Annotated in this window: 27 protein-coding genes and 1 tRNA gene; 3 read left to right on the forward strand and 25 right to left on the reverse strand. The window is 63.7% G+C overall.

The genetic code is table 11. The annotated features are described in order from the left end of the window. A partial coding sequence (locus tag ACSHWJ_RS14895; RefSeq protein ID WP_432540000.1) for a hypothetical protein occupies nucleotides 1–467 on the reverse strand: 467 nt, incomplete at its 3' end. 81 nt (nucleotides 468–548) lie between these two features. On the opposite strand from ACSHWJ_RS14895, the gene ACSHWJ_RS14900 reads away from it, so the two are divergent. After that, nucleotides 549–1,031 (forward strand): hypothetical protein, encoded by a 483-nt coding sequence (locus ACSHWJ_RS14900; protein WP_143708567.1) that lies wholly within the window; start codon nucleotides 549–551, stop codon nucleotides 1,029–1,031. 128 nt (nucleotides 1,032–1,159) lie between these two features. Here the strand turns inward: ACSHWJ_RS14900 and ACSHWJ_RS14905 are convergent, their stop codons facing one another. Together ACSHWJ_RS14905 and ACSHWJ_RS14910 are read right to left on the reverse strand one after the other, a co-directional pair. Beyond that, complete coding sequence (locus ACSHWJ_RS14905) at nucleotides 1,160–1,600, reverse strand: hypothetical protein (protein WP_010962150.1); 441 nt, start codon at nucleotides 1,598–1,600, stop codon at nucleotides 1,160–1,162. Nucleotides 1,601–1,700: 100 nt separating this feature from the next. Then, nucleotides 1,701–2,135, reverse strand: coding sequence for a DNA-binding protein (locus ACSHWJ_RS14910; RefSeq protein WP_432540001.1), 435 nt, complete (start codon nucleotides 2,133–2,135; stop codon nucleotides 1,701–1,703). Nucleotides 2,136–2,162: 27 nt separating this feature from the next. On the opposite strand from ACSHWJ_RS14910, the gene ACSHWJ_RS14915 reads away from it, so the two are divergent. Continuing rightward, nucleotides 2,163–2,924 carry a S24 family peptidase gene (locus tag ACSHWJ_RS14915; RefSeq protein ID WP_050738225.1) on the forward strand — a complete coding sequence of 254 codons (762 nt, stop codon included), beginning with the start codon at nucleotides 2,163–2,165 and terminating at the stop codon, nucleotides 2,922–2,924. 569 nt (nucleotides 2,925–3,493) lie between these two features. On the opposite strand, the gene ACSHWJ_RS14920 is transcribed toward ACSHWJ_RS14915, so the two are convergent. From ACSHWJ_RS14920 to iscR, 18 genes are all read right to left on the reverse strand, one after another. Then, a tRNA-Thr gene (locus tag ACSHWJ_RS14920) sits at nucleotides 3,494–3,569 on the reverse strand. A 92-nt stretch (nucleotides 3,570–3,661) separates the two neighbouring features. Then, on the reverse strand, nucleotides 3,662–4,309 hold the full coding sequence (gene nth / locus ACSHWJ_RS14925) for an endonuclease III (protein WP_218798404.1): 648 nt from the start codon (nucleotides 4,307–4,309) through the stop codon (nucleotides 3,662–3,664). After that, nucleotides 4,306–5,007, reverse strand: coding sequence for an electron transport complex subunit E (locus tag ACSHWJ_RS14930; RefSeq protein WP_218798403.1), 702 nt, complete (start codon nucleotides 5,005–5,007; stop codon nucleotides 4,306–4,308). Before ACSHWJ_RS14930 ends, nth begins: the two co-directional genes overlap by 4 nt. Further along, nucleotides 5,004–5,642 carry an electron transport complex subunit RsxG gene (gene rsxG, locus ACSHWJ_RS14935; protein ID WP_218798402.1) on the reverse strand — a complete coding sequence of 213 codons (639 nt, stop codon included), beginning with the start codon at nucleotides 5,640–5,642 and terminating at the stop codon, nucleotides 5,004–5,006. Before rsxG ends, ACSHWJ_RS14930 begins: the two co-directional genes overlap by 4 nt. A 116-nt stretch (nucleotides 5,643–5,758) precedes the next feature. Further along, nucleotides 5,759–6,790 carry an electron transport complex subunit RsxD gene (gene rsxD, locus ACSHWJ_RS14940; RefSeq protein WP_218798401.1) on the reverse strand — a complete coding sequence of 344 codons (1,032 nt, stop codon included), beginning with the start codon at nucleotides 6,788–6,790 and terminating at the stop codon, nucleotides 5,759–5,761. Nucleotides 6,791–6,793: 3 nt separating this feature from the next. Continuing rightward, nucleotides 6,794–8,365, reverse strand: coding sequence for an electron transport complex subunit RsxC (rsxC, locus tag ACSHWJ_RS14945; protein WP_218798400.1), 1,572 nt, complete (start codon nucleotides 8,363–8,365; stop codon nucleotides 6,794–6,796). Next, nucleotides 8,365–8,901, reverse strand: a complete 537-nt coding sequence (gene rsxB, locus ACSHWJ_RS14950; protein ID WP_218800655.1) for an electron transport complex subunit RsxB — start codon at nucleotides 8,899–8,901, stop codon at nucleotides 8,365–8,367. Before rsxB ends, rsxC begins: the two co-directional genes overlap by 1 nt. Before the next feature lie 15 nt (nucleotides 8,902–8,916). Next, nucleotides 8,917–9,498, reverse strand: a complete 582-nt coding sequence (gene rsxA, locus ACSHWJ_RS14955) for an electron transport complex subunit RsxA (RefSeq protein ID WP_010962088.1) — start codon at nucleotides 9,496–9,498, stop codon at nucleotides 8,917–8,919. Between the two features lie 73 nt (nucleotides 9,499–9,571). Continuing rightward, nucleotides 9,572–10,963: a ribosome biogenesis GTPase Der gene (der, locus tag ACSHWJ_RS14960; protein ID WP_017365730.1), complete on the reverse strand. Its 1,392-nt coding sequence runs from the start codon at nucleotides 10,961–10,963 to the stop codon at nucleotides 9,572–9,574. Nucleotides 10,964–10,965: 2 nt separating this feature from the next. Beyond that, on the reverse strand, nucleotides 10,966–12,153 hold the full coding sequence (bamB, locus tag ACSHWJ_RS14965) for an outer membrane protein assembly factor BamB (RefSeq protein ID WP_010962086.1): 1,188 nt from the start codon (nucleotides 12,151–12,153) through the stop codon (nucleotides 10,966–10,968). After that, on the reverse strand, nucleotides 12,150–12,785 hold the full coding sequence (locus ACSHWJ_RS14970; protein WP_432540002.1) for a YfgM family protein: 636 nt from the start codon (nucleotides 12,783–12,785) through the stop codon (nucleotides 12,150–12,152). The genes bamB and ACSHWJ_RS14970 overlap by 4 nt, the downstream gene beginning before the upstream one ends. Nucleotides 12,786–12,798: 13 nt before the next feature. Then, complete coding sequence (gene hisS, locus ACSHWJ_RS14975) at nucleotides 12,799–14,067, reverse strand: histidine--tRNA ligase (protein WP_010962084.1); 1,269 nt, start codon at nucleotides 14,065–14,067, stop codon at nucleotides 12,799–12,801. Nucleotides 14,068–14,100: 33 nt separating this feature from the next. After that, nucleotides 14,101–14,850 (reverse strand): type IV pilus biogenesis/stability protein PilW, encoded by a 750-nt coding sequence (pilW, locus tag ACSHWJ_RS14980; RefSeq protein ID WP_238536882.1) that lies wholly within the window; start codon nucleotides 14,848–14,850, stop codon nucleotides 14,101–14,103. Nucleotides 14,851–14,870: 20 nt separating this feature from the next. Beyond that, entirely contained in the window at nucleotides 14,871–15,971 is a 1,101-nt protein-coding gene (gene rlmN / locus ACSHWJ_RS14985) for a 23S rRNA (adenine(2503)-C(2))-methyltransferase RlmN (protein ID WP_218798397.1), read from the reverse strand. After that, nucleotides 15,946–16,377: a nucleoside-diphosphate kinase gene (gene ndk / locus ACSHWJ_RS14990; RefSeq protein ID WP_010962081.1), complete on the reverse strand. Its 432-nt coding sequence runs from the start codon at nucleotides 16,375–16,377 to the stop codon at nucleotides 15,946–15,948. Before ndk ends, rlmN begins: the two co-directional genes overlap by 26 nt. Nucleotides 16,378–16,523: 146 nt before the next feature. Further along, complete coding sequence (locus tag ACSHWJ_RS14995; protein WP_218798396.1) at nucleotides 16,524–16,847, reverse strand: HesB/IscA family protein; 324 nt, start codon at nucleotides 16,845–16,847, stop codon at nucleotides 16,524–16,526. A 30-nt stretch (nucleotides 16,848–16,877) separates the two neighbouring features. Further along, on the reverse strand, nucleotides 16,878–17,999 hold the full coding sequence (locus tag ACSHWJ_RS15000) for a cysteine desulfurase family protein (RefSeq protein WP_218798395.1): 1,122 nt from the start codon (nucleotides 17,997–17,999) through the stop codon (nucleotides 16,878–16,880). Next, nucleotides 17,996–18,484 (reverse strand): Fe-S cluster assembly transcriptional regulator IscR, encoded by a 489-nt coding sequence (gene iscR / locus ACSHWJ_RS15005; RefSeq protein ID WP_010962078.1) that lies wholly within the window; start codon nucleotides 18,482–18,484, stop codon nucleotides 17,996–17,998. The genes ACSHWJ_RS15000 and iscR overlap by 4 nt, the downstream gene beginning before the upstream one ends. Nucleotides 18,485–18,760: 276 nt before the next feature. Here iscR and ACSHWJ_RS15010 point away from each other — a divergent pair, with 276 nt between their 5' ends. Further along, a complete protein-coding gene (locus ACSHWJ_RS15010) occupies nucleotides 18,761–19,339 on the forward strand; it encodes a hypothetical protein (protein WP_017365723.1) in 579 nt (192 codons plus the stop codon). On the opposite strand, the gene ACSHWJ_RS15015 is transcribed toward ACSHWJ_RS15010, so the two are convergent. From ACSHWJ_RS15015 to fabA, 4 genes are read right to left on the reverse strand one after another with little or no spacing between them, the layout of a single operon-like run. Continuing rightward, complete coding sequence (locus ACSHWJ_RS15015) at nucleotides 19,336–20,049, reverse strand: hypothetical protein (protein ID WP_218798394.1); 714 nt, start codon at nucleotides 20,047–20,049, stop codon at nucleotides 19,336–19,338. The genes ACSHWJ_RS15010 and ACSHWJ_RS15015 overlap by 4 nt on opposite strands. Nucleotides 20,050–20,053: 4 nt before the next feature. After that, nucleotides 20,054–20,923 carry a tRNA 2-thiocytidine(32) synthetase TtcA gene (gene ttcA, locus ACSHWJ_RS15020; RefSeq protein WP_218798393.1) on the reverse strand — a complete coding sequence of 290 codons (870 nt, stop codon included), beginning with the start codon at nucleotides 20,921–20,923 and terminating at the stop codon, nucleotides 20,054–20,056. Next, complete coding sequence (gene fabB, locus ACSHWJ_RS15025; RefSeq protein WP_218798392.1) at nucleotides 20,913–22,133, reverse strand: beta-ketoacyl-ACP synthase I; 1,221 nt, start codon at nucleotides 22,131–22,133, stop codon at nucleotides 20,913–20,915. The genes ttcA and fabB overlap by 11 nt, the downstream gene beginning before the upstream one ends. Before the next feature lie 11 nt (nucleotides 22,134–22,144). Then, nucleotides 22,145–22,660 (reverse strand): 3-hydroxyacyl-[acyl-carrier-protein] dehydratase FabA, encoded by a 516-nt coding sequence (fabA, locus tag ACSHWJ_RS15030; RefSeq protein WP_017365721.1) that lies wholly within the window; start codon nucleotides 22,658–22,660, stop codon nucleotides 22,145–22,147. Nucleotides 22,661–22,679: the final 19 nt, after the last annotated feature.

Below are 22,679 nucleotides of genomic sequence, written 5' to 3' on the forward strand. Positions count from 1 at the left end.
TTCTGGTCGCCAAATTTTTCCCGATAGAAGCGCCGCCAGCATTGAATCGTCGCCAGCCAGGCGCGTCCGCGCTCGCCTCGCTCGCCCGTCGCCTGGGCGAACAGCGCCAGCAGCGCTTCATCGTCCTGCTGCCGGGCCTCAGCTTCTCGGGCCGAGGCTTCGGCCATCTGCCGGGCGATGGCTTGGCCGGCGCGGTATTCGGGGGAGCTCTCCAGCGCCGCCAGCTCGGCGGCGAGGCTGGCCTGGCGCTGAGCTTCCTTTTCGCGTGCCTGGATCAGCTTCATGACGGCGGCTGAGGGTTGGTATTCGCGGCGCATGCCGTTTTTGCCTCCCTTGGTGCTCGCCTCCCGGAAGGCCCAACCTTCGCGCTCAACCAGATCGCGGAACCCGCGCTCCGAGCCGGGATATCCCGGCAGCTTGAGCGCAGCCAGCTCGGCGCAGGAATAGTGGGTTTTGATAGCGCTCATGCCCGGCCCATCCCAAATTGGCGAGGGTTCCGGCCCGCTTTAAACTGGCGTTGCCAAACGACCATTACGGAAGAACCCTCAATGAAAAATTTTGACCTGTTCCGCGTTTTTACAGAGCGTGCGCTGGATTGCTCCCTAGAGTCGCTGGAGCCGCAATTCATAACGGGGTGGCAAGGCGTTGAAGCGCTGTGGCCATTGAGTGAACGATTTCGCGAAAGCCTGACGCGCATTCGTTCTCTACCGTACGACGCCTCTTTTGAACCCGAAGCGGATGCCGCTATCGAGCTTCTAATCGACGATCCAGACAGTAGCTGGGAGCACATTTCAGCGGGTGCTTGGCGTGTATTGCTGGAGCGCCAACAACAGGCCATCCTGGTGGCTCTAGCCAATGAAGCCGCTGGCAACTCCTTCATACCGATTCCTCCCGGTCTTTCTGAATCGCAGCGCACAGTGGCCGTAGTGTTGTTTCTGCTTCACGGAATGAAGCTCCCGTGGCCACCAGAAGATCGATCCGACTTTTCAATTCCAACAGGTGGGATTCCTTCATCGCTGCGGCCACACTGAAAGCTCGCGCATGAGTCACCTCAAGAAGCGACATCATGTCTAAACCTCTGCCAGCGCTTTGCCATTGCGCACAGCGCTGGCGCGGTGATGCTGGATGGCGCGAAAGCCTTGCGGCTTACGCTCGCCACTCATCGCCCCACCCCCACAGACCGGAGGGCTTCCCTTTCTCGCTGGCCCGCCAACTTTTTCACCATCACCGCCCGACCTACTTCAAAGGCGGCAATGTCGTCGCCGTAGATCACCTTGCCGCCAGCCGCTTCGGCATACAGCTCGAGTAGCGCCCATTTCCCAGTGACGGCATCGAATGCCATGGCCTGCAGCAGACTGGGGGTGTGGTCGGGCCGGCTCATGGCGGTCTGGGCGTTCAGCACGGACAGCGGCAAACGCTTGCCGGTCAACGCGGTGATCCGCGAGGCCAGATCGGGCCGATCGACCCCTGAGGCGTCGATGGCGCGGCTCATGGCGACCGCGACCCGGTCACCCAGAGCGAAACGCCCCGGCGCGATGGGGATGGGTTGCGGCAGGTGGACGGCGCCGCCGCCGAACAGGTCTTGCTGTGCTGCGTTCATGACTGCTCCTCTTATGTCGTGATGACCCCGGCGTATTGCCGTCAGCCGTTCCGCTAACGTTTGCCTTGTGGCCCGCTAACGCGCTCTGTATCGTTCTCCCTCAAGCGGCGTGCTGTTTCTGAGCGCGGTTCGGATCGGGTTTCAACCCCATCGCCACGGCGATGGAAAAGCTCCGGCCATAACGAGCCTTGATCTGCCCGTTCAGCACCAAAGAAACCTCGCGCGGCCTGAACCCGCGCTCCCTGGCCCAATCCGCCATGGTGATGCCCTGGAGCGCGAGCCAACTACGAAACTGGTCCGGTGTGATAGTGCCGCCCTGCGCTTCGATGAAGGCGCAGAACGGGTTTGCCTGAGCCCCTGCGGCTTGATTTGTATTCGACATGGCGCGTTTCCGTGGTTGTGTTGTGTCAGTGTTTGTTCTGCTGTTTGACATAGCGTATTGAAGCTCGGAGCTTCCGTCAACAAGATTTTTTTGCTTCCGAGCTGCTCCAAGATAGGCTGATAGGTGAAAATAAATGAAATACCCTAAAATCATAAACTTGGATAACTCGGAAGTGGCTAAATGACTTCCGAGATAAATTCCGAGATAGGTGCGGGGAGCTCGGAAGAGTGGTTTTCCGCTGCCGACCTCGCGAGGATGGTTTTGCCAGGCTGGCCTAAATCTGACCGCGGATGGCGTGACGTGCTGGAAAGACAGCACTGGCCGTTCAGGGAAGTGCCCAGCAAGGGCGGTAAGCGGGGGATGAAGCGCGAATACCAGCCGCCTCCAGAAGTTCTTGCGCTCATCAGGCAAAAGCTGCAAGGCGAGCCCCAGGCCGCACACGCCTATCCGACCAAGCCAGGCGGCCTGAACGGCGATAAGCATCTGCAGCGGCAGCCTGCAGTCTATTCACCGGATGACTACGTTGCGCTGCCGCTCTATGACGTGCGTGCTGCGGCCGGAGGTGGCGTAGTCCCAGACACGGAAAACGTCGTCGATTTCCTGCATTTCAAGAAAGCATGGTTGCGCACCGAGCTGCGCAGCTCACCCGATGATCTTTACTTGATCTATGTGGACGGCGAGAGCATGGAGCCCACACTGTGTAAAGGCGACGTGATCTTGGTGAATCATCGGGATAAGTTCCAGGGGCGCGATGGCGGCATCTACGTGCTGCGGCTGGACGGTGCGCTACTGGTCAAGCGCTTACAGCGCAAGATGGGCGGAATCATCAAGGTAACCAGCGATAACCCCGTCTACGAGCCGTTTGAGGTTGGGGCGCAGGACTTGGATAGAGCAGACTTTTCTATCATCGGCCGGGTGGTATGGGCCGGTCGCCGAATGTAGGGCATAAAAAAACCGCTCGAAAGCGGTCTTGTTTGTGCCAAATATTGCGCTAAATCCGTTCGTTTCCGCTCAGAGCGCGCGAATTTATGCCAAAACGAATTTTCGCGCGAAATTCTCTCAACGCTTTGATTTGTCCGGCGAAGTCCAAATTTGTCCAGGCTAGTCCAGAGTGCCAAATCGAGAACTAACCCACAACCGTCGCCGAGGGTTTCCGGGGGTCGTGTAGCCTCGTTGCATGTCTCATTCGTGGTTCTGTTCCAGCTGCCCGGGCCTGCTCGGCGGCGCGGCGCGGTCGTGCGCACCCCAGTTGCCGGCCACGCAGCCCCGTGCCCGTCGGATCGGGTGAACCGGTAATTCAAGGCGGATCGTCCGAATCAGCCGTGGGTGCCGGACTTCGACTCCATCTCGGCTGAAACCATCAGCGACCTGTACAAGGCCGAGTCGAGGCTGAGGCAAACTACGACCGTCGGCTCGCAGGCAACACCACGGAAGCCACTTGACTCAAACCCAACGGCCTCTCCAGAGGCTCGGGGCGGTTCAAGGAGCCTTTCCATAAGGCTTTGATTTCATGGAGCTGGTGACAGGATTCGAACCCGCGACCGGCTGATTACAAATCAGCTGCTCTACCGACTGAGCTACACCAGCATGGGAAGGGGGGCAATGCCCTGCAGGTGTCTCCGGGAGGGGACCTGCTATGGAAATTATAACGTCCGGTCGTGCGCCGGGAAACCGCGTGGTCATTTTCTCCCGGGCGCGGCTGTCTTGTCCGGATATTCGCACAGGTCGGCAATGGGGCACTGCGAACATTTGGGCTTGCGGGCGATGCAGGTGTAGCGGCCGTGCAGGATGAGGAGGTGGTGGGCGTCCTGCCGGAATTCGCGAGGGGTGTGTTTTTCCAGCGCTTTTTCCACCGCAAGCACGGTCTTGCCCGGCGCCAGCCCGGTGCGGTTGGCGACGCGGAAGATATGGGTGTCGACCGCGATGGCGGGCTGGCCGAAGGCGGTGTTGAGTATCACGTTGGCGGTCTTGCGGCCCACGCCGGGCAGGGCTTCCAGCGCGTCGCGGTCGCGCGGCACTTCGCCGCGGTGGCGCTCGATCAGCAGTTCGCAGAGGCGGATGATGTTCTTGGCCTTGCTGTTGAACAGCCCGATGGTCTTGATGTATTCGCGCAGGCCTTCTTCCCGTAAGGCGAGGATGGCCTCCGGCGTATTGGCGACGGGGAAGAGCTTCGCGGTGGCCTTGTTGACGCTCTTGTCGGTGGCCTGGGCCGAGAGGACGACGGCGATCAGGAGTTCGAAGGGGGTGCCGTAGCGCAGTTCGGTGGTCGGCTCGGGGATGGCGGCGGCGAGGCGTTCGAAGATCCGCCGCCGCTTGTTCGCGTTCATGCTTTCCGGACGGCGGGCGTGAACGCCACGGGTTGGCCTGCCGCGGCCTGGGCCCGAACTTTTGCGCGGGCGTCGATCACGTTCTTCAAGGCGATGATGAGTCCAAGTCCGATGAAGGCGCCGGGCGGCAGAATGGCCAGCAGGAAGCCGTCGTAGTTCTCGATGATCCGCACGCTCCAATTCCGGGCGGTTTCGCCGAACATCAGTTCGGCCCGGTTCAGCAGGGCCCCGGTGCCGACGATTTCGCGGAAGGCGCCGAGCGCGACCAGTGCCGCGGTGAATCCCAATCCCATGAACAAGCCGTCCAGGACGGCGCGGTCGACCGCGTTCTTGGCGGCGAAGGCTTCGGCGCGGCCGATGATGGCGCAGTTGGTGACGATCAGCGGGATGAATATGCCGAGGATCTTGTACAGGTCGTGGAAGAACGCGTTCATCAGCAACTCGATGACGGTGACGTTGGCGGCGATGACCAGCACGAAGACCGGCAGGCGCACGTCCGGGGTTATGCGATTGCGGATCAGTGAAACCACCCCGTTGGAGAACACCAGCGCGACGGTGGTGGCCAGCCCCAGCCCGAGACTGTTGACCACGGTGCTGCTGACGGCGAGCAGCGGGCACAGGCCGAGCAGGGCGACCAGCGCCTGATTGTTGTGCCAGAGGCCATCCAGGGCGATCTTGCGGTAGGGGCCGAGTTTCATGGGATCTCCTTCGGGGGTAGCGGGGCGAACACGAGGTCGCGGTTGTCGCGGAAGAATTGCAGCGTCTTGCGCACGGCTTGGACGACGGCGCGGGGCGTGATGGTGGCGCCGGTGAACTGGTCGAAGTCGCCGCCGTCCTTCTTCACGCCCCAGCGTGGTTCGGGCGGGTTCTGCAGCGACAGGCCGGCGAACCGTTGGATCCAGTCCGACTTGTGCTCTTCGATGGGATCGCCGAGGCCGGGGGTTTCCTTGTGGCTCAGCACCCGCACACCGGCCAGGCTGCCGTCGTAGTGGACTGCAACCAGCAGGCGGATGGCACCGTTGTAGCCGTCCGGAGCGATGGGCGAGAGCACAGCGGTGACGGGTTTGCCGGCTTTGCGGGCGCGGTAGACCGGCACCGGCTGGCGTGTGCCGAGCAGGGGGGCGGTGAGTTCGATGGTGTCGGTCAGCGGATCATTGTCGAAGGAGTCCGGTGGTACCAGGACTTCGATGGAATGGAGCAGGGTGGCACGCTCGTTGGCCTCGATCAGTGGTTCGGTGTGGTGAAAGACCGTGGACACCAGGCCGGTGCCGGCGATCGAAAACACGCCGAGGAGGAAAGCGGCGGCGATGACGGGATTGCTCGTTAGGGACATGACGGAACCGGATCAATCGTTGGGGCAGAGCCGTTGCCGCCGAGGTACCCCCTCACCCCGGCCCTCACCCAGGGGGAGAGGGAGAAAATGTACTGCGAGATTCTTATGGGCCTGGTTCATCCGGGATGCCCGTAAACCCGGGGGCGGGTGTAATGGTCAATGGTGGGGGCGGCGAGGTTGAGCAGCAGCACTCCGAAGGCCACCCCGTCCGGATAACCGCCCCAGGCACGGATCACGAAGACCAGGCTGCCGATCAGTGCACCGTAGATCAGCCGGCCTTTCGGGGTCGTGGAGGCGGTCACGGGGTCTGTCGCGATGAAGAAGGCGCCGAGCATGGTGGCACCACCGAGCAGATGGAACAGGGGGGTTGGATAGGTCTGGGGCTCGAGCAGGAAGAAGACCAGGCTCCAAGTGCCCAGCGCGGCCAGAAAGCCCGTGGGGATCTGCCAGGCGATCAGCCCGCGGCGCAGCAACCAGAGCCCGCCGGCGAGGTAGCCCAGGTTCACCCACTGCCAGCCTTTGCCGGCCAGCGCGCCGAACAGCGGACCCGACTGGATCTCGTCCATCATTCGGCCCAGGCCGAGCTGGGTCTTGAGTGTATCCAGGGGCGTCGCCATCGTCACGGCGTCGAAGCTCGATCCGTCCGGCCCCGTGTGATGGACGATGGCATTCCAGGCATCGCTCAGACCCCAATAGGTACCGGTTATATCCGCAGGGGGCAGCCAAGCCGTCATGGCCTTGGGGAAGGAGATGAGCAGCACGGCATAGCCGACCATGGCCGGATTGAACGGGTTGTAACCCAAGCCGCCGTAAAGCTGCTTGCCGATCACGATGGCGAACAGGGTGCCGAAAACGGTGACCCACCAAGGGGCGATGGGCGGTAACGATACCGCCAGGAGGGCTCCAGTGAGCGTCGCGCTCCAGTCGGACAGCCCGGCGCGGCTGTGCCGGGCACGCAGGCGCAGCATGGCGTATTCGGCGGTCAGGGCAGTGGTGACCGCCAGCGCGAGGTTGACCAGCACGCCCGGCCCGAACTGCCAGAGCTGGGCGGCGGTGCCGGGGATCATCGCCAAAAGCACCCATTGCATGATGCGGTGGGTACTGGCGGTGGGGGCGAGATGGGGCGCGGGAGCGGTAGGGAAGCGCATGGTTCAGTTCCGGGGCGGTTCCTGATGCGGGGCCGATTCATGGGATGTCCCGTCCGTCACGGGCGTGGCATCGGGCAGGCGCTTGCGGGCCTTGGCGCGGGCGATGGCATCCTGGATTTCGGATGCATCCGGTTTGGCCAGGGCCGCTTTCTTGCGCTGGGCGGCCTCTGCGCGTTCCTGCTTCTCGCGTTCCTTGCGGATCTGTCGTGCCTCGAAGCGCTCCCGGGCACGATCGGCCTTGACGCGGTCGCGCTGCTTGGCGACGAGTTCGCTCTTGGCTGCGCGGAAATACTGCACCAGTGGAATGTGGCTGGGACAGACGTAGTCGCAGCAGCCACACTCGATGCAATCGGTCACGTGGTATTCTTCGACCCGCCGCAGATTGTCCGCGCGGCTGTACCAGTAGAGCTGCTGAGGGAGCAGGTTGACCGGGCAGACCTCGGCGCAGGCGCCGCAGCGGATGCAGGGCAGTGCCTGTTTGGGGCCGGTGGTCTCGCCGCGGCCGGTCACCAGCACGCAGTTGGCGGCCTTGACCAGGGGCAGCGCATCGGAAGAAAGCGAGATTCCCATCATCGGCCCCCCCAGGATCAAGCGTTCGGCCGCGCCGGAATAGCCGCCGCTGTAGCGGACCAGGTCGGCGATGGGGGTGCCGATGCGGGTCAGCCAGTTGCCAGGATTCCTGATGCCTTCGCCGGTAACGGTGACGATGCGCTCGATCAGCGGTTCGCCCCGGACCACCGCCCGATATACCGCTGCCGCCGTGCCCACGTTCTGGCATACGACGCCGGCATCGGCCGGGATGCCGCGGGTCGGCACTTCGCGTCCGGTGAGGATGCGGATGAGTTGTTTCTCGCCGCCGCTGGGATAGAGGGCCGGCACGGTGATGACGTCGATGTCCTGATATTCGCCGGTTTCCTGGATTTCCCGCAGCGCCCGGATCGCCTCCGGCATGTCGTCCTCGATGCCGAGCAGGCAGCGTTCGACCCCCAATACCCGCATCAGGATGCGCGCGCCTTCCAGCACCTCGCGCGGGAAATGCCGGAGCAGGCTGTCGTCGCAGGTGATATAGGGTTCACATTCGGCGCCGTTGAGGATCAGGGTGTCGATCGCGCGGTGGCCGGGGTCGGTTTTCACTGCCGTCGGGAACGCCGCACCGCCCAGACCCACGATGCCGGCTTCGAAGATGATCCGGCGCAGCTCGTCCGGGGCGAGTCGCTGGTAATCGGGATGCGCCTCGGTTTCGAATGCCAGATCCTCGCCATCGGTATCGATCACGATGGCCAGGTCGGCGAGGCCGGAAGGGTGCGGGAGCGGGCGCGGCTCGATGGCGCTGACGACGCCTGAGCTGGAGGCATGGATCGGCGGATTCATCGGTCCGTCGCCGCGGGCGATGACCTGCCCCTTGTGGACGTGGTCGCCGATTCTCACCACGCTTTGCGCGTTCTGCCCGCCGCGCTGCTGCAGGGGGAAGATCAGCCGCGGCGGAACCGGGGCCGTCGCCAGTGGAGCGAAGCTCGAATCCTCTTTGTGGGCGTCCAGGTGCAGACCGCCGTGGAATCGGTGCAGCGTGAACATCAGCGGGTTCCGTCGGGTTTGGGCCAGCGCCAGGTGCCGAGATTCTCCCGGACCGGCTCCATCGCTATGCAATCGACCGGGCAGGGCGCTATGCACAATTCGCAGCCGGTGCATTCGGAGGCGATGACCGTGTGCATCAGCTTGGCCGCGCCGAGGATGGCATCCACCGGGCAGGCCTGGATGCAAAGGGTGCAGCCGATGCACTTGGTTTCGTCGATGACGGCGACGCTTTCCGGCTTCTCGGCGCCGTGTTCGTCGTTCAGCGGCTTGGGTTCGACCCCGAGCAGATCGGCCAGCGCCTGGACGCCATCCTCGCCGCCGGGCGGGCACTGGTTGATGTCCGCCTCGCCCCGTGCGATGGCCTCGGCATAAGGGCGGCAGCCGGGGAAGCCGCATTGGCCGCACTGGGTCTGCGGCAGCAGGGCGTCGATCTTGTCGGCCAGCGGATCACCCTCCACCTTGAAGCGCTGCGAGGAATAGCCCAGCAGGGCGCCGAACAGGGTGAACAATACGCAGACCGCGAGAAACGCCAGCATCCTTGTCCGCTCCCTTCAGCCTCTGACCAGGCCGGAGAAGCCCATGAAGGCGACGGAAATCAGGCCCGCGGTGACCAGTGCGATGGCACTGCCGCGGAACGGCGCCGGCACGTCCGCGGCATCGATCCGCTCGCGCAGGCCGGCGAACAGCACCAGCACCAGGGTGAAGCCGGCGGCGGCGCCGAAGCCGTAGAGGAAGGATTCGATGAAATCATGGCCCGCCTGGACATTGAGCAAGGCCACGCCGAGCACTGCACAGTTGGTGGTGATCAGCGGCAGAAAAATCCCCAGCACCTGGTATAGCAGCGGGCTGGTCTTTTTTACGACCATTTCGGTGAACTGGACCACCACCGCGATCACCACGATGAAGGCCAGGGTGCGCAGGTATTGCAGCCCCATCGGCTCCAGTAGGAAACGGTCGACCAGGTAACTGCTGACCGAAGACAGGGTCAGCACGAAGGTCGTCGCCAGTCCCATACCGATCGCCGTCTCCGATTTGCGGGACACGCCCATGAAGGGGCAAAGTCCCAGGAACTTCACCAGGACGAAGTTGTTCACCAGGGTCGTGCTGACGAGGATCAACAGATAGTCTTTCATCGGGAGGGATGAGGATACGACGGCAAGGGAACGCGAAATTATAAAGCCGACTGTAATACTCGGGAAATGGCCGTCAGCGCTTCTTCACGTGACGGATCATCCGCCGGCGCTTCCTGATTTGGCGCTCGGTCAGTTCGTTGCGGCGGCCCTGGAACGGGTTCTCGGCGCTCTTGAACACCAGCTTCAGCGGCACGCCTTGCAGCTTGAAGGCGTTGCGGAACTCGTTGCCGAGATAACGCCTGTAGGCGGCCGGCAAGTCCTCGGTCTGGTTGCCGTGGATCACGACGACCGGCGGGTTGTGGCCGCCCTGGTGAGCGTACTTGAGTTTGATGCGGCGTCCCCGGACCAGCGGAGGTGGGTGGGCGGTCAAACAGTCCTGCAGCACTTGGGTCAAGCGCGAGGCCGACAAGTCCAGCATGGCAGACTGGTAGATCGGCTTGACCGCATCCATCAGGACACCCACGCCGGTGCCGTGCAGGGCCGAGATGAAATATTTCTTGGCGAATTCGAGAAACGGCAGCTTGACGTCGATCTGCCGCTTGACCTTTTCGCGCTGCTCCGGGTCCAGCCCATCCCATTTGTTGAAGCCGATCAGGAGCCCTCGGCCGATTTCCAGCACCATGCCGAGCAGGTTGGCGTCCTGGTCGGTGAGGCCCTCGCTGGCATCCACCAGGTAGATCACCACATGGGCTTTCTCGATGGCCTGGAAGCTCTTGATGACGCTGAATTTCTCCACCCCCTCGTTGACCCGGGCCCGGCGCCGGATGCCGGCGGTGTCGATCAGGGTGTAGCGCTCGCCGCGCCGCTCGAACGGGATGTAGATGCTGTCTCGGGTGGTGCCGGGCTGGTCGTAGACGACCACGCGCTCCTCGCCGAGGATGCGGTTGACCAGGGTGGATTTGCCGACGTTGGGTCGGCCCACCACGGCGATGCGGATGCCGCCTTCGGCTTCCGTCTCCCCGGTTTCCCCGGATTCCGGCAGCAGCGCTTCGACCCGCTCCAGCAGCGCATGCACACCGGTGCCGTGCGCGGCTGAAATGAGCAGCGGCTCGCCCAGTCCGAAGGCGTGGAACTCCGCACCGGCGATCAGCGCCTGGGTGCCGTCGATCTTGTTGGCGACCAGCAGCACCGGCTTGTTGATACGGCGGAGGCGATCGGCAATGAGTTCATCGCCGGCGGTCATGCCGGCATGGACGTCGACCAGGAACAGGATGACGTCGGCCTCGTCGAGAACGTGGTCCACCTGTTTCATGGCCTGGTCGTCGATGCCCTCGGCCGCCTCGATGATGCCGCCGGTGTCGACCACGAAATAATCGCGCTCGCCGCGCTGCACCCGGCCGTACTGGCGATCGCGAGTCAGGCCGGGGAAGTCGGCCACCAGGGCGTCACGGGTCCGGGTCAGATAATTGAAGAGGGTGGATTTGCCGACATTGGTGCGGCCGATCAGGGCAACGACGGGCAGCATGCTCAATCCACCGTAATCGCGGCCAGGGTGCCGTCGGTGGCGTAGACATAGACGATGTCGCCGTACACCACCGGAGGATACTCGATGGGGGCATCGGTGACCTGGACGCGTCCGACGATGCGTCCGTCCTCCTTGTTCAGCACGTGCAGATAGCCTTCGAAATCGCCGACCACCAGGTAGTCCTTCACCAGCGCCGGGGCGGTCAGCCGGCGTTGGTGCAGTTCGGTCTGCTTCCATTGGTCTTCGCCGTTGCGGATGGCGAGCTGCCAGAGATCGGCGTTGGCGTCGGTGACATACAGTTCCCTACGGTCGGCCGTCATGCCGGCGGGCGAGGAAATGCTCTCGCGCTTCCATTGCACTTCCCCGGTATTGAGTCCCAGCGAGGCAGTGCCGCCCTGGTAGCCGGATACGAACACCACGTCGTTTCGCACCACGGGCGTAGCGCTGAGATCGACCAGTCGTTCGATTTCGGAGCGGCCGTGTGGCAGGGACACGTTGGCCTCCCAGTCCAGCCGGCCCTCCTTGAGCTGGATGGCGCTCACCTTGCCGCCCCCGAAACCATCGATCACCAGGTCGCCGGCGATGATCGGAGCCCCCCGGCTGCGTATGGCCAGCGGCGGAGCATGGCGCTCGAAATACCAGAGGGTGGCGCCGGATTTCCGGTCCAGCCCGGTCAGATGGCCGTTCGTGCCGCGGACCACCACCACGTCGTCCGCGACGGCAGGGACGGAAAGGATTTCGCTGGCGAGGGTCGATTTCCAGACCAGGGCGCCGTCGGCCGCGTTCAGCACGATGACCGCTCCTTCCGCGGTGGCCAGGAACAATTCACCGTCGTCGAAGACGGGGCCAGCGGACAGATCCATTTCATGGTCGACCGACCACAGTTTCTCGCCCGTCAGGCGGTTGAACGCCTGGACCGTGCCATGCCGTTCCGCGGCGAACACGCGGCTGTCGTCCACGGCGGGGCCGAGATTGATGCCTTGGTCGTCGTAGCCATCACCGATCTCCGCCATCCAGAGCTTGTCCGCCTTCACCTGCGGCGTGATTTCGGCCAGCGGCGCAGGCGGCTCGGCATTGTCCTTGCCTGTGAAGTAGTCCTGGATGCCCTGGTAGGCATTCTGGATGGCATCCAGGCCGGCGCAGCCGGCAAGGGCGGCCAGCGAGGCGATGAGCAGGGCGCGGCGGATCATCGGGTGGCGGGGGTACCGAGATCGGTCAGCTTGAGTTCCAGCTGGGGTGAAGGCTGGCCGTCCCGACGCGCCTTCAGATAGGCGGCGCGGGCTTCTTCGGGGCGATTCATGGCGAGGTAAACGTCGCCTTTCAACTCCTCACGGAGTGCAGCGGATTCCGGGGTGCTGCCCGTCAGGCTTTCCGCCAGTCTCAGCGCCTCCTCGGTTTCGCCGAGGCCGAGCTGGATTTCGGCCAGCCGCAGTCGCGCGATCTGCAGGATTTTCTCGTCCTTGGTGGTCGCGATCAACTGTTGCAGCTGAGTCTTGGCGCCGGCCAGATCGTCCGCCTCCACTTTGAGCCGTACCAGGAACAGCTTGCCGTAAGTGGCATAAGCGGAGCCCGGGAACTGCTGGCCGATCCGTTCGCCCAGTTGGACGGCGGCCTCGGTCTGCTTGTTCGCCACGGCATCAAGGAGCTGCTGGTACAGGGTTCCGCCAAGCAGAGCCTTTTCCTCCTGGGAACGTTTCCACGCGCCCCAGCCGACGATCACGGCGATGCCCAGCGCCACGCCCCAGACGATGGAATTGGCGTTGGCTTTCCACCAGCGCTTGAGCGCTTCGAGGCGCTCTTCTTCGGTCAGATAAACTTCCATGGCAACCTCTCGTTCAGATTGGGACACAGGATTGGATGAGCCGGACCAGGTCGGCCTGGGCGACCGTCTGCTGGGCATCGTCCGAGCGTAAGGGTTTCAGACTGATGCTGTCGTCGCGCATTTCGTCCTCGCCCAGGACGAGGGCGAAGGCCGCCGCGCTCTTGTCGGCGCGTTTGAACTGGTTCTTGAAGCTGCCGCCGCCGCAGTTGACCACCAGCCGCAGGCTGGGAAACGCATCCCTGAGCATTTCTGCCAGCACGGCGCCGCGCCGTTCCGCGGCCGTGCCCACCGTGATGAAATAGATGTGCGGGGCGTTTTCGGCGAAGGTCTCGCCGGTCAGCTCGATCAGGCGCTCCATCCCCAGGGCGAAGCCGATGGCACTGGAGTCACGGCCGCCGAGCTGGGCCACCAGGCCGTCGTAGCGGCCGCCGGCGCAGACGGTGCCCTGGGTGCCCAGTTCGTCGGTCACCCATTCGAACACGGTGTTGCAGTAATAATCCAGGCCGCGCACCAGGCGGGGGTTGATCACATAAGGGATTTCGGCGGCATCGAGCAGCTCGGTCAGGCCCTCGAAGTGGGCCCGCGAGGCGCCGCCCAGATGGTCAGCGAGCACCGGCGCGCCGGCCAGCAGATCCTTCATCGCCGGATTCTTGCTGTCGAGGATGCGCAGCGGGTTGGTCTCCAGGCGCCGAGCGCTGTCTGCGTCCAGCGCGTCGTAATTCTCGCGCAGATAATCCACCAGGATCTGGCGGTAGGCCAGCCGTTCGTCGGGCGTGCCCAGGGAGTTCAGCTCCAGCCGCAGTTTGTGGGCCACCCCTAAGCGCTGCCAGAGCCGGCGGCTCAGGAAGATCAGCTCCGCATCGATATCCGGGCCGGGCATGCCGAAGACCTCGACACCGACTTGGTGGAACTGCCGGTAACGCCCTTTCTGGGGGCGCTCGTGGCGGAACATGGGGCCGGCATACCACAGCCGATGAGTCTGATTGTGGAGCAGGCCATGTTCGAGGCAGGCGCGCAGACACCCTGCGGTGCCTTCGGGGCGCAGGGTCAGCGAGTCGCCGTTGCGGTCCTCGAAAACGTACATCTCCTTTTCGACGATGTCGGTGACTTCGCCGATGGAGCGCTTGAACAGCTCGGTCTTTTCGACGATGGGCAGACGGATCTCGCGGTAGCCGTAATTGGCCATGACGCTGCGGATCTGGTGTTCGACCTGTTGCCAGCGTGGTGTCATATCCGGCAGGATGTCGTGCATGCCGCGGATGGCTTGGATTTTTTCGCTCATGGAGTCGATCGGTCTAACGGTGGGCAAGCGCGGTCACGGTTGTGCGAACAGGCGCCGCGCCTGCACGGCTTCGCCCGAATCCGGGAAATCCAACCCGATCCGGTCGGCCAGCCGCCGGGCCTCGGCGGCATCGCCCAGGGCCAGTTCGGTCTGGACGCCGAGCCACAGGGTTTCCGGCGTATCTCCGGCGACGGCCTGGTAGCGCTGCAGGAAGGCGCGGGTGGACAGGTATTGTCGCGTTTCCAGGCTGACATGGGCCATTTCCAGTAGCGCTGGGGGGTAGCCGGGGTTCTTCTCCAGCGCCCGGCGCAGATACGGCTCGGCTTCCGCGGTCCGGCCCGCACGGCGCAGGCAGGTCCCGGCATTGGAGAGAGGAATCCAGGGCTGGGGGTACAGCGGCGTCGAATAGGCGACCTCGAATCGCGCCAGGGCATCCTCCGTGTGGCCGGTATGGCAGAGAAAACGGCCGTAGTTGTTGTAGGCGCTGTAATTCTCCGGGTTCAGCGTCAGGGCTTCGCGGAAGTGCAGGTCGGCCTCCCCGGTCCGGCCCAGCTTCTCGTACAGGATGGCCAGCGCATCGTGCGCGTCGCTGTTGGCGGGATCCAGCTCCACCGCATGCTTCAAGTCTTCCAGAGCCACCTCCAGTGCTCCCTGCGCCATGTAGCGGACGCCCTTCTGCACGTAGACGTCCGCGGTGCTGAGCTCGCCGTAGGGGTCGTTGGTCGCGTAGGGCCGCTGCTCCGGCGTGGCGCAGGCGGCAATGGCTCCCAGCAATGCAGTCAAGGCCGGCCATCCTCTCATCGTCAATGCGCAAGATGCAGACGGAACTGGCGCCGGCTGCGGTCGTTGACCTTGCCCACCAGTTGGCCGCAGGCGGCGTCGATGTCCCGACCCCGGGTCTTGCGGGTGGTGGTGATGAGCCCCGCATCCTGCAGCGTCTGGGCGAAGCGGGCGATGGTCTCCGGGTGCGAGCAGCGATAGGCCGAGTTCGGGAAGGGGTTGAACGGGATCAGGTTGACCTTGGACGGCACGTGGCTCAGTAGCCGGACCAGGGCGCGGGCATGTTCGGGACGGTCGTTCACGCCGTCCAGCATCACGTACTCGAAAGTGACTTTACGCCGGTTTTCCGTGCCGACATAACGTTTGCAGGCGGCCAGCAGCTCCCTGATCGGGTACTTGCGGTTGATCGGGACCAGTTCATTGCGCAGCGTGTCGTCGGGAGCGTGCAGCGACACCGCCAGGCTGATGTCGCTGACCTCGGCCAGCCGGTCCAGTGCCGGCACGATGCCGGAAGTGCTGAGCGTGACCCGCCTTTTCGACAGGCCGTAGGCGAAGTCGTCCATCATCAGCCGGGTCGCTGCGACCACGTTGCCGAAGTTGAGCAGCGGCTCACCCATGCCCATCAGCACCACGTTGCTGATGCGCTGTTCTTCGTCGAGCCGGTGCTGCGCCACCCAGAGTTGACCGATGATCTCGGCCGTGGTGAGGTTGCGGTTGAAGCCCTGGCGGGCGGTGGAGCAGAACGAGCATTCGAGCGAGCAGCCGACCTGCGAGGACACGCACAGGGTATTGCGACCCTCCTCGGGGATCAGCACGGTCTCGACCCGGTTGACGGCGTCCACCTGCAGCACCCATTTGCGGGTGCCATCGGCCGAGCGCTGCTCGAGGACGAGTTCGGGCGGGCGAATCTCGCTCACGGCTTCCAGCCGGCTGCGCAGCGCCTTGCTCAGATTGGTCATCAGGCCGAAGTCGGTGACGCCGCGCTGATGGATCCATTGCAGCAGTTGCGATGCGCGGAACGGCTTTTCGCCGAGGCGGACGAAGAAGGCTTCCATGCCTTCCCGGTCCAGATCGAGCAGATTGACGCGGGTTTCCGTGTCAGCGGGTACGGGGGCAGAGTTCATCGCTCTCGAAAAAATAGGCGATCTCCTGGGCCGCCGTTTCCGGGCCGTCGGAGCCGTGCACCGCATTCTCGTCGATGCTGACGGCGAAGTCGGCGCGGATGGTTCCGGGAGCGGCGTCCCTGGGGTTGGTGGCGCCCATCAGCTCGCGGTTCTTGGCGATGGCGTTCTCGCCTTCCAGCACCTGGATCATGACCGGGCCGCTGATCATGAACGACACCAGGTCGTTGAAGAACGGGCGTTCTCGGTGTACGGCGTAGAACCCTTCGGCCTGCTCACGGGAGAGCTGGGCCATCTTCGCGGCCACGATCCTGAGGCCGGCTTTTTCGAAGCGGGAATATATCTCGCCGATGACGTTCTTGGCGACCGCGTCCGGCTTGATGATGGAAAGGGTGCGTTCTACCGCCATGGAGTCTCCTTGCATTCTAGAGTGGACTGAAACAGCGCGGGGGCGGATCCCCTCCATCCGTGGCGATACCGCCAGGATGGAAAAATTTTTGGATTCTAACGGATTTCCGTAAGGTTTTGGAGTGTCGCGCCGGGGCCGGAGCGACTTCACACCGCAAAGCTTTCGCCGCAGCCGCAGCTCGCGGTGGCCTTGGGGTTGTGGAAGCGGAAGGTTTCGTTCAGTCCTTCCCGTGTGTAGTCGATCTCGACGCCATCGAGGTAGGTCAGGTCGGCGGTTTTGACCACGACCGTGACGCCGTGCTGTTCGAATACCGCGTCGTCAGCGGAGATTTCGTCGGCGTAATCCACGACGTAAGAATAACCCGAGCATCCGGCCTGTCGGACGCCCAATCGCAGTCCCAGCCCGTGTCCGCGGCGCCGGAGTTGCCTGGCTATCTGTGCGGCGGCATTTTCGGTCACTGTAACAGTCATGATGATGTCCTCAAAATTGTAAGTGAAATGTCAATAGGGCGGCCCTGTTTCGAGGATTCGACCGAGCGCGGTCAACAGTCGTTCCACCTCCGCTTCGGTGTTGTCCTTGCCGAGACTGATCCGTACCGCGCCGGTCGCCAGGGCCGGATCGACCCCCATGGCGAGCAGCACCGGGCTGGGTTCGCGTGCGCCGCCGGCGCAGGCTGAACCGCTGGAAACCGCGATGCCGTGCCGGTCCAGCAGCATGACGAGGGTCTCGCCGTCATAGCCCGCCACGGCGAACTGAAGGGTATTGGGCAGCCGTTCCGCGGTACGGGCGAAGACCGTTGCGCCGGGGAGTTTTTCGATGCCCTGCTCCAGGCGATCCCGTAGCCGGCGAAGCCACCGGCTGCGCTCTTGCAGTTCCGATGCGGCAAGCTCTGCGGCCTTGCCGAAACCGACGATGGCGGCCACGTTCTCGGTGCCGCCCCGCAGCCCCTTTTCCTGTCCGCCGCCATGGATGAGCGGCGTCAAGGGGACCGAAGCGTCGGCAATCAGGGCGCCGGCTCCTTTGGGGCCGCCGATCTTGTGTCCCGACAGGGACATCAGGTGGACGCCGGTCCGGGCAAAGTTCAGCGGGATCTTTCCTGCTGCCTGGACCGCATCGCAATGGAGCCAGGCGCCCGTGGCCAAAGCGGCGACGCGGCCGACATCCTGGATCACGCCGGTTTCGTTGTTGGCCAGCATCACCGAGACGATGTCGGGCGGGTTTTTCGCGATCGCGTCGAGGGCGGCATCTTCGATCAGCCCCCGCGCGTCCACCGTCAGGGTTCGACAGTCCCACCCATGCCTCGCGAGGAGCCGCGCGGATTCGACGACAGAGGGGTGTTCGGTGGCGCCGATGCGGATGTGACCGGGTTTCAGGCTCCAGGCCAGTCCTTTGAGGGCGAGGTTGTTGGCTTCGCTGCCGCCGCTGGTGAACACGACCTGGCTGGCTGTCGCGCCGACCAGCGCGGCAACCTGGGCGCGGGCGGTTTCCACGGCGTCGCGGGCGATACGACCGGGGCGGTGCAGGCTGGAGGGATTGCCGTGGCAGGATTTCAGATAAGGCAGCATCGCCTCCAGCACCCGCCCGTCCAGCGGGGTGGTGGCGTTGTGATCGAAATAGATCATCCGGTCTTGGCCGGCTCCTGTCCCATGAGGAGTTCGACGCGCCGCTGGCTCTGGCGGTCCTGCCGTTCGGCAACCTGCCGCACCGGCTGACGGGTCAGCACTTCGCCCAGACTGATGGAGGCGAGGTATTCACGAATCTGTTCGCTCAGACCCATCCACAGGTCGTGAGTGAGGCAGGGCTGGTTGTTCTGGCAGTTGGCCTTGCCGCCACAGCGTGTGGAGTCGATCGGTTCGTCGACGGCGGCGATGATTTCGGCGATATTGATCTCGCTCGCACAACGGCTGAGCTGGTAGCCGCCGCCGGGACCGCGGACGCCTTCCACCATGCCGGCCCGGCGCAAGCGGGCGAACAGTTGTTCGAGATAGGATAAGGATATATTCTGCCGCTTGGCGATATCGGTCAGCGTGACCGGATTCGTTTCGCTGTGATACGCGAGATCCAGCATGGCGGTGACCGCATAGCGGCCCTTCGTCGTCAGTCGCACGACATTTTTCCTCCCCAGTTGACGAAATTTCAGGATTCAGCCGATTAAGCGACGTTGGCCAGATATGCCCGAGCGATTTAGTAAATTATTCTGTGGTTTTTCCGCGCTCAATTCAACCGATCCGGGTGTCGGCTCGAAAGTTTTTTTCCCGGGGACGGTTCTGCGGTTCCGGCGCCCATCGATCGGGCGCCGGGGCTTTTCGGCATGGACAGCCTCGGTCGTTAATTGGACAATCAGCGGCGGGGTTACAGAGTGAGGGGCGCAGGGTAAACGCAGATGGCCGATCATCACCACGCATCCGAGCTGGAGCACGGCACCGCCGGCAGGAAGGCGGCCGCCGTCGTGTTCATCGTCGGGATCACCGCCCTGATCGTTGCTCTGGATCGGTTGGGTGTGTTCGGTCCGGGCCACGAGGGCGGTGAGGAGCGCACGGAACAGACCGCGGAGCGGGCAGGCCGCCCTCCTGTGACGGAGCCTTCGGTGCGGCAGGACGAACAGGCGCCGCTGGCTGGCGAGGGGAGTGAAGCGCCGCTGCCCGTTTTCGTGACCGGCAACTATTCCGGCAGCGAAATCCGTACCGCCGGTTACAGCGAAGGCATGAGTTTTTCACTGGAGATGTCCCTGGACCAGCGCGGCCAGGCGGTCTACGGGAACTATTCCAACAGCGCCGGTGACGCGGGAAATCTCAAGGGCTCGGTGGAGGGGCAGGTCTTTTCCGGACGCACGGAGTCGCTGATGCTGCCCGGCAATTTCTGCGATTTCGAAGCCGAAGCCCGGCAAGGTGGCGTGATCATCCAGGGCGAGTTCCATTGCTCCACGGGGGATCGCTCCAGGTTCACTCTCAAGCGCCGTTAACTGGCGCCCGACTGCCGGCGCGGTGGGAACAGGCGCGGGTTGCGTGCCACGAAGCGCCGGACCAGCCGGTCGGCGATGAGCGAGTCGCCGTTCTTGACGTAGTGGTAGCCCATCCAGGCGGCCAGGAAGGCGCCTGCGGCATCGACGATGAGGTCGGTCATGGTGTCGTGCGCCGATTTCTGCATGTTGAATCCGAAGCCCTGATCCATCAGGAATTCGAAGATCTCCCACAGGGCACCCACTGACATCGAGTAACAGAACGCCGTGATGGCGACATAGAACGGCGCCATTTTCACCCTATGGGTGCTGTGGAAGGCATAGATCAGCAGGAACCCCAGGAGTCCCATGATCAGCGCCGAAACACTGTGCAGCAGCAGATCCCACCACCAGAACCGTTCGTAGAACATCGCCACTTCACCCAACCCGAACGAGGCGTACAGGAACAGGCAGGTGACAAAGGTGAACTCCACGGGCAACTGGACCTGGAACTGGCGGGCGATCATGGCGGGCAAGAAGGTCAGGGCGAGCACCGCGAGCGAGGTGAAGGCAACCAGCCACTGGGTTTCGTAGAGGGCGCCGATGAAGACACCCAGGATCAGAGCCTGCAGGACCAGCGACAGCCAGATTTGCAGGCGCTCGGCCCAGTCTTCCGGCGCGAGCGCCACGCGCAGGCGCGACGGTTGACTACGGCGCCGGCGTAACGCTCCCATGGGTTCAGCGGGAAAGGATGTCCAAACCGGCGCCGTGTTCCGGCGTCGTCTCCGCTGTGTTACGGAGGGAGTCGAGGGCTGCAAAGTCGAACAGCCGGCTGTCGGCGAGCTGCGACGGAGCGACGTTCTGGAGTGCCGTGAACACGGTTTCGACCCGGCCGGGGTGGCGCTTCTCCCAGTCCTTGAGCATGGCTTTCATCGCCTGGCGCTGGAGGTTTTCCTGGGAGCCGCACAGATTGCAGGGGACGATGGGGAAGGCTCGGATCCTGGCGTATCTGGCGATGTCTTCCTCCTTGCAATAGGCCAGGGGGCGGATCACGATGTGGCGGCGGTCGTCGCTGAGCAGCTTGGGCGGCATGGCTTTCAAGGTGCCGCCGTAGAACAGGTTGAGGAAGAACGTTTCCAGTATGTCGTCGCGGTGGTGCCCCAGTGCGATCTTGGTGATGCCGTGGTCGGCGGCATAGCGGTACAGCAGGCCGCGCCGCAGGCGGGAACACAGCCCGCAGGTGGTCTTCCCCTCCGGGATGATGCTCTTGACGACGCTGTAGGTGTCCTGCTCGATGATATGGAAGGGAATGCCCTGCTCGGACAGGTAGTTCGGCAGGACGTCGGCGGGAAACCCCGGCTGTTTCTGGTCGAGGTTGACCGCGACGAGGTCGAAGTTCACCGGGGCGTTGATCCGTAGTTTCAGCAGGATGTCCAGCAGGGTGAAGGAGTCCTTGCCGCCGGACAGGCAAACCATTACCCGGTCCCCTTCCTGGATCATTCCATAGTCGGCGATGGCCTGCCCGGTGAGCCGCCGCAGCCGCTTCTGCAGTTTGTTGAACTCGTAGCGTTCCTTGGCGTAGAGAGGGGCTGCTGCGTTAGCCGGCATAGCGTTGGAAGATCAGGGTCGCATTGGTGCCCCCGAAACCGAAGCTGTTGGACATCACCGTGTCGAGGCGCGCGTCGTCGATTCGCTCGCGGGCGATGGGGACACCCGCCGCACCGGGGTCGAGGTTCCGTATGTTGGCCGAAGCGCAGATGAAGCCGTGTTCGAGCATCAGCAGGGAGTAAATCGCCTCGTGTACCCCGGCGGCGCCCAGGGCATGGCCGGTCAGGGACTTGGTGGAACTCACCGGCGGCACATCCTCGCCGAACACGGTCTTCATGGCCTCCAGTTCGCGGATGTCGCCGACCGGCGTGCTGGTGCCGTGGGCATTGACGTAGTCGACTTTCGCCCCGGACATGGTGGCCATCGCCTGCCGCATGCAGCGCACCGCGCCCTCGCCGGAGGGCTGGACCATGTCATAGCCATCGGAGGTGGCGCCATAACCCGTGAGTTCCGCATAGATCCGGGCGCCGCGCGCCTTGGCATGCTCCAGTTCCTCCATGACGAGGACCCCGCCGCCACCCGAGATGACGAAGCCGTCACGGTCGGCGTCGTAGGGGCGGGAGGCGCATTCCGGCGTGTCGTTGTACTTGGCCGACAGTGCCCCCATCGCGTCGAACAGCACGCTCATGGTCCAATGGACTTCTTCGCCCCCCCCGGCGAACACGATGTCCTGTTTGCCCAGCTGGATCTGTTCCGCGGCATTGCCGATGCAGTGGGCGCTGGTCGCGCAGGCCGAGCTGATTGAATAGTTGACGCCTTTGATCTGGAACGGCGTGGCGAGGCAGGCGGAGTTGGTGTTGGACATCGAGCGCGGCACCATGTACGGCCCGACTTTCTTCACGCCCTTTTCGCGGAAGGTGCTCCAGGCGGCCAGCATATTGGAGGTCGACGGGCCGCCGGAGCCCATGATCAGGCCGGTGCGCGGATTGGAAACCTCGCCGGGTTCGAGTCCCGCGTCGGCGATCGCTTCCTGCATGGCGAGATAGTTGAACGCGGCGCCGTCGCCCATGAAGCGGCGGATCTTGCGATCGATGAGCTCGTCGGGATTGAGCCGGATCGGGGCGTAGACCTGGCTGCGGAAACCGAGCTCGCCGTATTCCTCGGAACGGCAGACGCCGGAGCGTCCCAACCGCAGGGATTCGACCACCTCGCCTTTGTTGTTCCCGATGCTGGAAACGATGCCGATGCCGGTAACGACTACACGTCTCATAGCTGTGCTCCTTAGAAGTCGTCCGTGCTCGTGAAAAGACCGACGCGAAGGTCGTTGGCTTCATAAATGACCTTGCCGTCGCATTCCATTTCCGCGTCGGCGATGCCCATGACCAGTTTGCGCAGGATTACCCGTTTGAGGTTGATGCGGTAGGTCACGAGCCTGTTGTGAGGGAGGACCTGGCCGCGGAACTTGACCTCACCGACGCCGAGGGCGCGGCCACGCCCCTTGCCACCGATCCAGCCCAGGTAGAATCCGACCATCTGCCACATGGCGTCCAACCCCAGGCATCCTGGCATGACCGGGTCGGAGATGAAATGGCAATCGAAAAACCAAAGTTCGGGTTTGACGTCCAATTCGGCGACGATCATTCCCTTGTCGAAGGTGCCGCCCACCGAGTCGATGTGAGTGATCCGATCGAACATCAGCATGGGTGGGGCGGGCAGTTGGGCGTTGCCGGGTCCGAACATCTCGCCTCGGGCGCACTGCAGTAACTCGTCCCACGTATAGCTGTTGCGTCTTGACATCGACTTTTTCTTCTTATGG

Source organism: Methylococcus sp. S1M (genome assembly GCF_051295855.1).
GTDB classification, from domain to species: Bacteria; Pseudomonadota; Gammaproteobacteria; order Methylococcales; family Methylococcaceae; genus Methylococcus; species Methylococcus capsulatus.